General features: G+C 72.6%; 14 protein-coding genes. 2 read left to right on the forward strand and 12 right to left on the reverse strand.

Annotated elements, in window-relative coordinates; genetic code table 11:
- Positions 1-79: 79 nt before the first annotated feature.
- Genes SLP03_RS19610 through SLP03_RS19635 form a run of 6 tightly spaced genes read right to left on the reverse strand, consistent with a single transcriptional unit; the run spans position 80 to position 6743 of the window.
- On the reverse strand, positions 80-1414 hold the full coding sequence (locus SLP03_RS19610; protein WP_319462061.1) for a glutamate mutase L: 1335 nt from the start codon (positions 1412-1414) through the stop codon (positions 80-82).
- On the reverse strand, positions 1411-1803 hold the full coding sequence (locus tag SLP03_RS19615) for a hotdog domain-containing protein (RefSeq protein ID WP_319462062.1): 393 nt from the start codon (positions 1801-1803) through the stop codon (positions 1411-1413). Before SLP03_RS19615 ends, SLP03_RS19610 begins: the two co-directional genes overlap by 4 nt.
- Positions 1800-2552 (reverse strand): OAM dimerization domain-containing protein, encoded by a 753-nt coding sequence (locus SLP03_RS19620; RefSeq protein ID WP_319462063.1) that lies wholly within the window; start codon positions 2550-2552, stop codon positions 1800-1802. Before SLP03_RS19620 ends, SLP03_RS19615 begins: the two co-directional genes overlap by 4 nt.
- Positions 2549-4108: a lysine 5,6-aminomutase subunit alpha gene (locus tag SLP03_RS19625; protein ID WP_319462064.1), complete on the reverse strand. Its 1560-nt coding sequence runs from the start codon at positions 4106-4108 to the stop codon at positions 2549-2551. Before SLP03_RS19625 ends, SLP03_RS19620 begins: the two co-directional genes overlap by 4 nt.
- Positions 4105-5676, reverse strand: a complete 1572-nt coding sequence (locus SLP03_RS19630; protein ID WP_319462065.1) for an amidohydrolase — start codon at positions 5674-5676, stop codon at positions 4105-4107. The genes SLP03_RS19625 and SLP03_RS19630 overlap by 4 nt, the downstream gene beginning before the upstream one ends.
- Before the next feature lie 5 nt (positions 5677-5681).
- On the reverse strand, positions 5682-6743 hold the full coding sequence (locus tag SLP03_RS19635; protein ID WP_319462066.1) for a zinc-binding alcohol dehydrogenase: 1062 nt from the start codon (positions 6741-6743) through the stop codon (positions 5682-5684).
- 143 nt (positions 6744-6886) lie between these two features.
- On the opposite strand from SLP03_RS19635, the gene SLP03_RS19640 reads away from it, so the two are divergent.
- The gene (locus SLP03_RS19640; RefSeq protein WP_319462067.1) at positions 6887-8293 is read left to right on the forward strand and encodes a lysine 2,3-aminomutase; all 1407 of its coding nucleotides are present in this window, start codon (positions 6887-6889) and stop codon (positions 8291-8293) included.
- A gap of 203 nt (positions 8294-8496) precedes the next feature.
- Here the strand turns inward: SLP03_RS19640 and SLP03_RS19645 are convergent, their stop codons facing one another.
- Positions 8497-8832 carry a YnfA family protein gene (locus SLP03_RS19645; RefSeq protein WP_319462068.1) on the reverse strand — a complete coding sequence of 112 codons (336 nt, stop codon included), beginning with the start codon at positions 8830-8832 and terminating at the stop codon, positions 8497-8499.
- Between the two features lie 185 nt (positions 8833-9017).
- A complete protein-coding gene (locus tag SLP03_RS19650) occupies positions 9018-9212 on the reverse strand; it encodes a CsbD family protein (protein ID WP_319462069.1) in 195 nt (64 codons plus the stop codon).
- 176 nt (positions 9213-9388) lie between these two features.
- Between SLP03_RS19650 and SLP03_RS19655 the strand changes: the two genes are divergently transcribed.
- The gene (locus SLP03_RS19655; RefSeq protein ID WP_319462070.1) at positions 9389-10000 is read left to right on the forward strand and encodes a histidine phosphatase family protein; all 612 of its coding nucleotides are present in this window, start codon (positions 9389-9391) and stop codon (positions 9998-10000) included.
- On the opposite strand, the gene SLP03_RS19660 is transcribed toward SLP03_RS19655, so the two are convergent.
- The 4 genes from SLP03_RS19660 to SLP03_RS19675 form a co-directional block, all read right to left on the reverse strand.
- Positions 9930-10436, reverse strand: coding sequence for an Lrp/AsnC family transcriptional regulator (locus tag SLP03_RS19660; protein ID WP_319462071.1), 507 nt, complete (start codon positions 10434-10436; stop codon positions 9930-9932). The genes SLP03_RS19655 and SLP03_RS19660 overlap by 71 nt on opposite strands.
- A 178-nt stretch (positions 10437-10614) precedes the next feature.
- On the reverse strand, positions 10615-11091 hold the full coding sequence (locus tag SLP03_RS19665) for an SRPBCC domain-containing protein (protein WP_319462072.1): 477 nt from the start codon (positions 11089-11091) through the stop codon (positions 10615-10617).
- Complete coding sequence (locus SLP03_RS19670; protein WP_319462073.1) at positions 11088-11408, reverse strand: metalloregulator ArsR/SmtB family transcription factor; 321 nt, start codon at positions 11406-11408, stop codon at positions 11088-11090. The genes SLP03_RS19665 and SLP03_RS19670 overlap by 4 nt, the downstream gene beginning before the upstream one ends.
- 185 nt (positions 11409-11593) lie before the next feature.
- Positions 11594-11740, reverse strand: a complete 147-nt coding sequence (locus SLP03_RS19675; RefSeq protein ID WP_319462078.1) for a DUF433 domain-containing protein — start codon at positions 11738-11740, stop codon at positions 11594-11596.
- Between the last annotated feature and the right edge of the window lie 9 nt (positions 11741-11749).

Genomic DNA, 11749 nt, shown 5'->3' on the forward strand with positions numbered 1-11749 from the left:
TCAACCCACCCGGGCCTGTCGTGTGTTGCGACACGGCGTGTCGCGTCGGCGCGTCTCGATGCGGCGGCCGTCGGTGCGGTCAGCGGTCCAGGTGGTGGCGCAGCAGCGCCCGCGCCGCCGCCGGATGGTCGGCGGCGAGCAGCCCACCGGCGGCCAGCACGTTGTCGTCGTGGACGACGGGCCGGGCCGGGCGCGGCAGCGGCCACCCGCCGGCGTGGTCGGCCAGCACCGCCCCCAGCACACCGGCGGCGTCGGCGGGCGCCGCGTGGCGCAGCACCCCGCCGGAGCCGACCAGCAGCCGCACGTCCCGCAGGTCCCGGCCGGCCCGTTCCCCGGTCGCCGCGCCGCGGGCGTGCCGGCGCAACGCCACGGTCGCCGCGAGGGCGGCGATCCGGGCGTCGACTGCCCGGTCGGTGTCGTCGGCGGGCAGGAAACCGGGGTCGGCGGCCCGCGCCGCCGCGGCCGCGGCCAAGTTGTCCTGCTCGGCCGGGGCGAGGAGGCGTTCCTCGGCGGCGGCGCGCACCACACCGGGGGCGCTCCACCGCATGCCCAGGTCCCCTTCCACTGTGCGGGCCCGCCACAGGGTGCCGGTGACCTCCCGGCCGGGACCGCTGTCCCGCTCGTCGGGGGTGAGCACCGAGTACACGTCGGTGGTGGCCCCGCCGACGTCGACGACGGCGAGGTCCCCGCCGAGGGCGTCGGCGAGGACCTCCACCCCGGTGAGCACCGCGTCGGGGGTGGCCGCCCGCACCAGCCGGGCGAACCGGGGACCCCGGGAGAGTCGTTTGCCGCCGATGACGTGGCGCAGGAACACCTCCCGGATCGCCGCCCGCGCCGACCCGGGGGCCAGCACGCCGATGCGGGGCAGCACGTTGTCGGCGACCGTCACCGGCACCTTCGCGGCGGCGAGCAGGGCATGCAGGTCGTCGCGGACGTCGGCGTTGCCGGCGAGCACGACGGGCACCCGCCAGCGGGCCCTGGCCAGCCGGGTGGCGTTGTGGGTCAGCGTCTCGGCGTCCCCGCCGTCGGTGCCGCCGACCAGCAGCACCACGTCGGGGCGCGCGGCGCGCAGTGCAGCCAACTCGGCCGCGCCGAGCCGCCCGGCGGCCACGTGCACCACGTTCGCCCCGGCGGACAGGCCGACCCGCCGGCCGGCCTGCGCGGTCACCAGAGGCTCGTAGCCGACGACCGCGAGGCGCAGGCCACCGCCCGCCGACGAGCAGACGTACCAGGGCACGTCCGCCACGCCGAGCGCGGCGGTGGCGGCCGTGACCGCGGCGTCCAGACCGTGCAGCACGTCGGTGCCGACGGTGGTGGGCGCCGACGCGGCCGCCAGCAGCGCCCCGCCGTCGAGATCGACCACCGCCGCCTTGGTGTACGTCGACCCGACGTCGGCGCAGACGGCGACGTTCACGCCGCCGGGGGTACGACCACGGTGCCGGTCGCGGTGACCGCCACGATCGACGTCTCCAGCACCTCGGCCGCCGACTCGGACCTGTCGGGGCGGCCCCGGCACACCACGCGGGCCTCGAAGTCGATGGTGCGGCTGCGGGTGCCGACCCGGGTCACCGTCGCGGTCACCTCGAGGACGTCGCCGGCCTTCATCGGCGCCCGGAACTGCACGTCGGAGTAGGAGGCGAACAGTCCCTCGTCGCCGTCGGTGCGGATGCACACCTCGGTGGCGACGTCCCCGAACAGCCCCAGCGCGTACGCCCCGTCGACCAGGTTCCCCGCGTAGTGGGCGTGCGAGTACGGCACGTACCGGCGGTGCGTCACCGTCAAACCCAGCCGTCGGTCAGTCATGCTCTCGCCTTCTTGTTCGTGATCAGCGCGTGGACCAGGTAGCTCGCGACCTCACCCGGGGTGGTGCCCCGCCCGAAGATCCGGTCCACCCCCAGCTCGTCGGTCATCGACTCGTCGAACCGCGGCCCGCCGACGATCAACAGCGGCCGCTTCCCGGCCGGCATCGCCTCCCGGAACGCCGCGGACATCTCCCGGGTGTTGTGCAGGTGCGCGTCGCGCTGGGTGACGACCTGCGACACCAGCACCGCGTCGGCCCTCTCCTGCCGGGCGGCCTCCACCAGCTCGGGAACGCTGACCTGCGCGCCCAGGTTGGTGACCTTCAACTCCCGGTAGTACTCCAGGCCCTTCTCCCCGGCGATGCCCTTGACGTTGAGGATCGCGTCGATGCCGACGGTGTGCGCGTCGGTGCCGATGCACGCCCCCACCACGGACAGCTTGCGCCGCAACTGCTCCTTCACCACCCCGTTGACCTCCTTGGCCGACAGCAGCGGGAAGTCCCGCTCCACCACCTGCACCGCCGCCAGGTCCACCAGATGGTTCACCCGCCCGTACACCACGAAGAAGGTGAACCCTTCGCTCATCGGCTTGGCGTGCACCAGCATCGCCGGGTCGATGCCCATCCTGTTCGCGAGCTGGATCGCCGCGCCCTCAGCCCGCTTGTCGTGCGGCACCGGCAGGGTGAACGACACCTGCACCATGCCGTCGCCGGTGGTGTCCCCGTACGGTCGGACGATCGTCTTGTCGGTCATGCCGGCTGCTCCAGGATCTCCGTGGCCGGGTTGTAGTAGTCGCCCTCGTGCTTCGCGACCCCGTCCAGGCCCTTGCCCCGGTCCGCCGGCCGCTTCATGATCCCGAAGGTGCCTTCGGCGATCGCCGTCAGCAGCGACTGGTCGCCGATGCGCTCCAGCAGGTCCACCGCCTCGGAGAGCACCCGGTGGGCGCGCTGCTGGATGAACCCGCCCGGCGCCGGCACGAAGTCCTCGCGCAGCCCGCCGGCGGCGTTGAGCACGTACCGGACGTTCTGCAGGGCGATGTCCCGGTCCGACAGCCACGGCGTCACCACCGCCTCGGTCATCATGCCGACGAGCAGGATGCCCTGCCCGGTCATGGCGCCGACCAGGTTGAAGAACCCGTCGAGCAGGTTGCCGCGGAACACGTCGCCGGTCATGTGCTTCGTCGGCGGCATCCACTTCAGCGGCGCGTCGGGGAACAGCTCCCGGGCCAGCAGCGCGTGCGCCAGCTCCAGCCGGAACGACTCCGGCAGGTCCGGGTTGATCTCGAACGCGTGGCCCAGCCCCAACTGCCAGTCGGCCAGCCCCGCCTCGTGCGCGAAGTACTCGTTGAGCAGCTGCGACACCGTCACCGTGTGCGCCTCGTCGACGGCGTCGGCGGTGGTGAGGTAGTTGTCCTCACCGGTGTTGATGATGATGCCCGCCCGGGCGTGCACCTGCCGGGAGAACCGCTGGTCGACGAACGTGCGGATCGGGTTGATGTCGCGGAACAGGATCCCGTACATGGAGTCGTTGAGCATCATGTCCAGCCGCTCCATGCCCGCCAGGGCCGCCATCTCCGGCATGCACAGACCCGACGCGTAGTTCGTCAGCCGCACGTACCGGCCCAGCTCCTTCGACGACTCGTCCAGCGCCGCCCGCATCAGCCGGAAGTTCTCCTGCGTGGCATACGTGCCGGCGAACCCCTCCCGGGTCGCGCCCTCCGGCACGTAGTCCAGCAGCGACTGCCCGGTGGAGCGGATCACGGCGATCACGTCCGCGCCGGCCCGGGCGGCGGCCTGCGCCTGCGGGATGTCCTCGTAGATGTCCCCGGTGGCCACGATCAGGTAGATCCACGGCCGCTGCTTCGGATCTCCGTACCGCTTGACCAGGCGATCCCGCTCGGCCCGGCGCCGGTCGATCTGCCGGACGCCCGCGGCGACCGCCTTCCGGGCGGCCTTCCGCGCCGCCGTCGCGGCCTTCCCGGTCGGCTGGTCGAACCGCACCGACCCGGCGGCGGCCTTCTGCGCCAGCAGCGTCACGTCGCTGATCTGCTCCCGCGCCAGGGCGTCGAACACCGACGCCGCCACCCCGTGCCCCAGCCCTGTGTCGGCGACCACCGCGTCGACCAGCCGGTTCACCCACGGGATGCCGTCCGGGTCCGCGCCGCTCACCCCGGCCAGCCGCAGCACCGCCCGTTCCACCGACACGGTGGTGTGGCTGCGCGCCAGATCCACCACCGGCTGCCCGGCACGGCGCGCCAACTCCCGCGCCCGCGCCACCAGCACCGGATCCAGCTCAAGCTTGCCCGTCACAAAGACCCTTCCTCATAGATCAGCTCACCGCGCAGCACCGTGGCCCGGCACACCGGCAGCGGCGTCGGATCGTCCGCGCCCCGCAACTCCGGGTCCTCGGCCAACAGCACCGGCAGTCCCCGGTCCACCCCGGCCGGGGTGGACCACACCGCGAACGTCGCCGGCGCACCCAACGCGAGCACACCCTCGTTGTCCAGGTGCACCGCCCGCCACCCGCCGCGGGTGTGCGCGGCGAACGCCGCCCGCACACTCATCCGCTGCGCCGGGTTGTGGTGCGCGGCCGCCGCCCGCACCGAGCCCCACGGGTCCAGCGGCGTCACCGGCGAATCCGACCCGAACGCCAACGCCACCCCGACCGAGTGCATCGCCCCCATCGGGTTCGACTGCAACGACCGGGACAGACCCAGCCGCGACTCGTACATCCGGCCCGCGCCACCCCACAGCCGGTCGAACGCCGGCTGCATGCTCGCCACGATCCCGTACTCCACGAACCCGGCGATCAACCGCTTGCTCATGACCTCCGCGTGCTCGACGCGGTGCCGGGCCGCCCGCAGCCGATCGGTGCCCACCTTCTCCGCCGCCGCCGCGAACCCCGCCAGCACCGTGCCGATCGCCGCGTCGCCGATCGCGTGGAACCCGCCCTGCAGGCCGTGCGCGGTGCAGTCCAGCAGGTGGTCGCGCACCTGCTCCGCCGAAAGATACCCGTGCCCGCACGACCCGCCCTCGGAGTCCAGGTACGCCGCCGACACGTGCGCCGTCCGCGACCCCAACGCCCCGTCGGCGAACAGGTCCCCGCCCGCCCCGACCGCGCCCAGGTCCCGGGCCCGCGCCGCGCCGAGCAGCTCACCCCAGTAGCCGTACACCTCCGGCACCCCGTCCCCGGAGATCCCCAGCAGGCCGGTGAAATCCGCCTCGTCCGAGATCTCCGGCCCACCGCACTCGTGCACCGCGCCGATGCCCAGCGACGCCGCGTGCCGCAACGCCACCCGCTGCGCGGCGATCCGCTGCGCCCGGGTCACCGACCCCTGCGCCGCCGCCCGCACCACGTGGTGCGCGTCGCGGCGCAGCCACCCCGACGGGTCGTAGCCGGGCGCGGCCGCCGCCTCCGGGCAGGCCGCCAACAGCGCCTGAGACACCAGCGCCGAGTGGATCGACGCCTGCGACAGGTACATCCGCCGGCCCCCGGCCGCCCGGTCCAGCGCCGCCGCGTCCGGCAGGGTCCCGTCCGACCAGTTCGACTCGTCCCAGCCGTGCCCCAGCACCACCGCGTCACCCGGCAGGCCCGCCGCGAACGCCGACACCGCGTCCAGCAGCTCACCGGCCGACCGCACCGCCGACAGGTCCAGGCCCGACAGGGCCAGCCCGGTGTCGGTGGCGTGCACGTGGGCGTCCACGAACGCCGGGGTCACCAGCGCGCCGTCGAGGTCCACCACCCGGTCGGCGGCCGGCGCGTCCGCGCCGGCACCCAGCCAGGCGATCCGGCCGTCACGGACCAGCAGCGCCGTCGCGCTCGGCTCGGCCGGACAGTGCAGCACACCGCCGCGGTACAAGGTCGAGGGGTTAGTCATGGGCTTCAGTCTGCCGCCAACCGGGACTCGAAGAGACCACGCACCCCCGGCTCGGAGCGCAGCAGCTCCAACGCCAGCGCCGCGTGCCCCGGCGTGTACCCGTTGCCCACCAGCATGGTCACGTCCGCCGCAAGGCCCTCAGCGCCCAGCGCCGCCGCCGCGAAACTCGTCGCCATGGAGAAGAAGATCACCGTGCCGCCGTCCTCGGTGGCCAGGATCGCCCCGTGCTCACAGCCCGGCACGTCCACGCAGACCACCGTCACGTCGGCCGGCGCGCCCAGCGCGGTGGTCACCGCCATCGACAGGCCCACCGGGTCGCGGGCGTCGGCCAACGCGACGCTCGACGCCAGCCCGGCGCGTTCCAGCGCGTCCCGCTCCGCCGCCACCGGCACCACCCCGACGGTACGACCCGCACCCGCCCGCCGCGCCGCCGCCAGGGACAGCGACCCGCTCTTGCCGGCGCCGCCGATCACCGCCACGGTCACCGGCCGCGGGTCCCCAGCGCGCTGCCGCCGTGCCACGTGCTCGGCCACCACCCGGGCGGTCAGCGCCGGCGCCCCGCACACGTCCAGCACCGCCAGGGACAGCTCCGGGTGCAGGTCGGCCGGCAGCACCGCCGCGATCGACCGGGCGAACAGGATCGCGTACCCGTCGCAGGGCACCTGCTCGCTGCGCCCGTCCCAGCGGGCCAGCCCGTCGAGGATCATCAGCGGGGTCAGCGTCAGCGACACCAGGGTCGCCACCCGGTCGCCGGCCTTCAGCCCCAGCGGGGAGCGCCGGCCGGCCTCCTCGACCGTGCCGATCAGCATTCCGCCCGACCCGGTCACCGGGTTCTGCATCTTCCCCCGGGTGGTGATGATCTCCAGCACCTCGGCGCGGACCTTCTCCCCGTCGCCGCCGTGCTTCTCCGACAGCTGCCGGAAACTCGCCGCGTCCAGGTTCAGCCGCTCGACCCGGATCCGCACCTCGTTAACCGCGATCCGCGGGTCGGCGTCGAGGCGCCAGGCCGCCTGCGGCAGCACCCCCGCCGGTTCCACAACGCGGTGCAGACCCACCGGTGACGTCACGCCGACCCCCTAGCCAAGCCGCCCGAAGCCCTGGGCAGGACTCGCGTCGCGGGAAAACTTACGGCAGACTAGTTTCTTCACCGGATATTTTCCAGTAGCCTTCGGGATCGCTGATCAACCCGCACCACCCACGAGGAGGGGCCGTGACCCAGACCCAACCGGTTGAGACCATCCCTCAACCCCGTCACGCCCCGGTCGCCGTACCGACCGTCGGGCAGCCGTACGAATACCGCCGCAGCCCCCTGGTCGAACCCGACTGGACCCGCTTCCCCGGCTGGCGCCACGTCACCCGCGAGCAGTGGGAGAACGCCCAGTGGCAGCGGGTCAACTGCGTCAAGAACATCAAGCAGCTGCGCACTGTCCTCGGCGACACCGTCGACGACTCGTTCTACGACGACCTCGAGGCCGACCAGAAGGCCCTGGCCACCATGTCCATGCTGGTGCCGCCGCAGATGATCAACACGATGGTCCCGTTCGCGCCGATGACCACCGAGGCGTTCCTCGCCGACCCCATCCGGCGCTACATGATCCCCGTCGCCTCCGACCGGCGCACCGACTGGCCGTCCCACCCCTACGCCAGCCGCGACTCGCTGCACGAACACGACATGTGGGTCGCCGAAGGCCTCACCCACCGCTACCCCACCAAGGTCCTCGCCGAGCTGCTCTCCACCTGCCCCCAGTACTGCGGCCACTGCACCCGGATGGACCTCGTCGGCAACTCCACCCCCGCCGTCGACAAGCTCAAGCTCACCCTCAAGCCCGTCGACCGCTACGACGCCCACATCGCCTACCTCAAGGCCCACCCCGGCGTCCGCGACGTGGTCGTCTCCGGCGGCGACGTCGCCAACGTGCCGTGGAAGAACCTCGAGTCGTACCTGATGCGGCTGCTGGAACTGGACACCGTCCGCGACATCCGGCTCGCCACCAAGGCCCTCATGGGCCTGCCGCAGCACTGGCTCCAGCACGACGTCGTCGAAGGCCTTGAGCGGGTCGCCCGCACCGCCGCCCGCCGCGGCGTCAACCTCGCCATCCACACCCACGTCAACCACGCCCAGTCGATCACCCCGCTGGTCGCCAAGGCCACCCAGACCGCCCTCGACGTCGGCGTCCGCGACGTCCGCAACCAGGGCGTCCTCATGCGTGGCGTCAACGCCACCACCCCCGACCTGCTCGACCTCTGCTTCGCACTCCAAGGCGAAGCGGGCATCCTGCCGTACTACTTCTACATGTGCGACATGATCCCCAACGCCGAGCACTGGCGGGTCCCGGTCTGGCACGCCCAGCAGCTCCAGCACGACATCATGGGCTACCTGCCCGGCTACGCCACGCCGCGGATCGTCTGCGACGTCCCCTTCGTCGGCAAGCGCTGGGTGCACATGCTCACCGAGTACGACCGCGAACGCGGCATCTCCTACTGGACCAAGAACTACCGCACCTCGATCGAGTCCGCCGACCTGGAGGCGCTCAACAAGCGCTACGCCTACTACGACCCGATCGACACGCTGCCGGAGGTCGGCCAGCAGTGGTGGGCCGACCACCGCGACGACTGACCCCGCATTACCTCGCCCGGCACCCCGCACCAGGGGTGCCGGGCGACACGTTTTCCCCACCACCACACCCGGACCGTCGGCCGCACTAGCCTCCAGAGCCACGAGCCCGGCCGACCCCGACACCGCCAGCCGTCGCCCACCCCACCGCCATGTTGCTGGTCGACCGGCGCCGCCCCGCACCACGGACCGCCAACGCGTAGGGGTCAGCTCCCCCGCGGCGCGTACATGATGACCGCGACGCCGACCAGGCAGATCGCCGCGCCGGCCACGTCCCACCGGTCCGGGCGGAACCCGTCCACCGCCATCCCCCACGCCAGCGACCCGGCCACGAAAACACCCCCGTACGCGGCCAGGATCCGACCGAAGTTGGGGTCCGGCTGGAACGTCGCCACGAAGCCGTACGCGCCCAACGCCAGCACGCCGGCCGCGATCCACCACAGCCCCCGGTGCTCCCGCCAGCCCTGCCAGACCAGCCACGCCCCCCCGATCTCGGCCAGCGCGGCCAGCACGAACAGCAGTAGGGAGCGGGCGACCGTCACCCTGGGAGGCTACCCAGCCGCACCAGCCGGCGTCGGCTCCCCACCCGGTGCGGGGAATGCGATCGGGCAGCGCAGACCGCCGGTCCGACTTGACGGTAAGGCCGTACCCGGGCACCGGATGCAGGCCCGGACCACGGCGACGGGCCCCCGGGAGTGCCCGGGGGCCCGTCGCCGAACGGGTCACTTCACTTGTTGAACGCGCCCTTGACGTCCTGGCCGGCTTCCTTGACGTTCTTCCCGGCCTGGCGGGCCCGGGCAGCGCTCTGTTCCCTGGCCCCTTCCGCCTTCAACCGCTCGTTGTCGGTGGCGTCACCGATCCGCTCCCTGGCAACGCCGCTCAGCTCCTGGGCCTTGCTCTTCGCCTTCTCGGTGAAGCTCATGGGACTCCCCTCCCCTTGCCGGGGTGCTGCGGGCCGTGTGCCCGCTCTCGTGTCGCGTCCCCGTGGGTCCTTTGCTGAAACGCCCGCTTCCCCGGGTGGTGGGGGGCAACACCACCGTTAAGGCATCCTAGGATACTAGGTGAACGGGAAGACGCCGCGGCTGGTTAACTGGACGAATGGGAGAGATCCTGCTGATCCGGCACGGCGAAACCACCTGGAGCGCCAGCCACCGGCACACCTCGTACACCGACCTGGAGCTCACCCCCGACGGCGAGCGGCAGGCCCGCGCGCTCGGCGTGATGCTCACCGGCCGGCGGTTCGTCCGGGTGCTGTCCAGCCCCCGGCAGCGGGCCGTGTGCACCGCGCACCTCGCCGGCCTCGACGTCGACGCCACCGACCCCGACCTGGCCGAGTGGAACTACGGCGAGTACGAGGGACGCACCACCGCCGACGTCCACGAGGAGAATCCGCAGTGGAATCTCTGGATCGACGGCTCCCCAGCCGGGGAGTCACCCGCGGACGTCGGCGAGCGGCTGGACCGAGTGCTCGCCCGGGTCACTCCCCTGCTCGACCAGGGCAACGTCGCTCTGGTCGGCCACGGGCACAGCCTGCGGGTGCTCGGCGCCCGCTGGATCGGCCTGCCCCCGTCGGCCGGCGCCCGGCTGCGGCTGGACACCGCGACCGTCAGCGTGCTCGGCCACGAGCACGGGCGGCAGGTCATCCAGCGTTGGAACCAGCCGTCTCCACCGCCGCCCGCGAACGAGCCCGCCCCGGGAGCTCGGCACTGATCTTCGGCGGTCGGTTCTCGTACGGCGTGGACAGCACCACGGTGGTGCGGGTGGTGACGTTCGCAGAGGTCCGGATCTCCTGCAGCACCCGCTCCAGGTCCGTCGGGCTGGCCACCCGCACCAGCAGCATGTAGAAGTCCTCCCCCGCCACGGAGTAGCAGGAGTCGATCTCCGGCAGGTGGGCCAGCCGCTCCGGTGCGTCGTCCGGCTGCGACGGGTCGAATGGCCGGATCGCCACGAACGCGGTCAGCGGCAGGTCCAGCGCCTCGAAGGAGACGCGGGCGGCGTACCCCTTGATGACGCCGCGCTGCTCCAGCCGGCGGACCCGCTGGTGCACGGCGGACACCGACAGACCCACCTTCTCGGCGAGGTCCGTGTACGACAGCCGACCGTCCCCGGTCAGCGCAGCGACGATGGCGCGGTCGATCTCCTCCACGCGGTGCAACCTACCGTAAGCCGGTCCGCCGCAGACACCTGCGAGCCGCCGCGGCCGGGCCGGCTCGCCCGTAGGCCGGATGCTCGCAGGTGACCTGCCGGGATCCCACGCGACCGTGGCGGTGCCCCGGACCGGCCCGGGTGACGGCGCACCCGGTCGCGGCGTGGCCGTGCGCCGGTCAGACCTTTTCGGCGAACTGGCGCAGGAGTCCTCGCCAACCGCCGCCGCCGCCGACGCCCTCGCGTATCCCTTCCCAGCCGGCGCCGTGCGCGTCGAGCTGGTCGTGGACGAGATCCACTCGAGTGCCGGTGTCGGTGGGGGTGAAGCTGACCGTGACCCGGCTGCCGGTCGCGTCCGGGGCGGGGACCTTCCAGTCGGGGCCGATCAGCCAGGCGAAGGCGAAGGTGCGCGGCGGGTCCCAGGTGAGGACCCGGGCCCAGGTGCAGACGTCCCCGGCGTCGTTCTCCTCCCACAGGCGGCCGCCGACCTGCGGATCGACCCCGACCTCCTTCAGCTCGCCGGGCAGCAGGTGATGGCTCCGGATCCACCATCGGTCGATGCCGCTTGTGAAGACGGTGAAGGCGCGCTCGGGCGTGGCGGCGATGTCCACGCTGGCGCGTACGACGGTGTTCTGTTCCGTGGTGTGAGCTGTCACTGTCGCTCCTCGGCTGGATTCTCGACGACGTCCGCGAACGCCGCCAGGGCCTGGTTCCAGAACTGGTCGAAGTACTCGCGTACTGCCGCCAGCCCTCGCGGGTCCACCGCGTAGAGGCGCCGCGTGCCCGACGCCGTCGACGAGACGAGTTCGGCTTCCCTGAGCACCTTGAGGTGCTGGGAGACGGCGGGCCGGCTGATCGGCAGATCGGCCGCGATCTCCGCGACGGAGCGCGGCCCCGCGGCGAGGATCTCGAAGATGGACCGCCGGGTCGCGTCGCCCAGGGCATCGAGCACCTGCCCTCGGTAAGTGGTCACGAACGGTAAGTCTAGACTTTCCGACGGGCCTGTCAAGGAGAACGCCGGCTTCACGCGGGCGCTTTCGTCGCGGACGCAGTACGAAGAACCGCACCGGCGAGCAGGTGTCTGCTCGGCGGTGCGGTTCGGAAGAACGAGATCCTGCCGGCGGTCCGGGGGTCCGGTGGGCGCTGAGCGCCGTCCGGTCAGCGGACCGCCCGGTCGCGTACCGCGTCCGCCGCGTAGTTCAGCACCTCCGCCATGTCCTCCTCATCGAGGAACGGCAGGTCGGTGAGGATGTCCGTGACGGACATGCCCTCGGCCATCATCGCCAGCAGGGTGGCGACCGGGATCCGGGACTG

Source organism: Micromonospora sp. RTP1Z1, assembly GCF_033804685.1.
In the GTDB taxonomy this organism is placed as follows: domain Bacteria; phylum Actinomycetota; class Actinomycetes; order Mycobacteriales; family Micromonosporaceae; genus Micromonospora.

Excerpts from the sequence above, each read along its gene's own strand:
- SLP03_RS19615 (WP_319462062.1), bottom strand. The coding sequence starts at position 1,803 with ATGACTGACCGACGGCTGGGTTTGACGGTGACGCACCGCCGGTACGTG.
- SLP03_RS19620 (WP_319462063.1), bottom strand. The coding sequence starts at position 2,552 with ATGACCGACAAGACGATCGTCCGACCGTACGGGGACACCACCGGCGAC.
- SLP03_RS19630 (WP_319462065.1), bottom strand. The coding sequence starts at position 5,676 with ATGACTAACCCCTCGACCTTGTACCGCGGCGGTGTGCTGCACTGTCCG.
- SLP03_RS19650 (WP_319462069.1), bottom strand. The coding sequence starts at position 9,212 with ATGAGCTTCACCGAGAAGGCGAAGAGCAAGGCCCAGGAGCTGAGCGGC.
- SLP03_RS19655 (WP_319462070.1), top strand. The coding sequence starts at position 9,389 with ATGGGAGAGATCCTGCTGATCCGGCACGGCGAAACCACCTGGAGCGCC.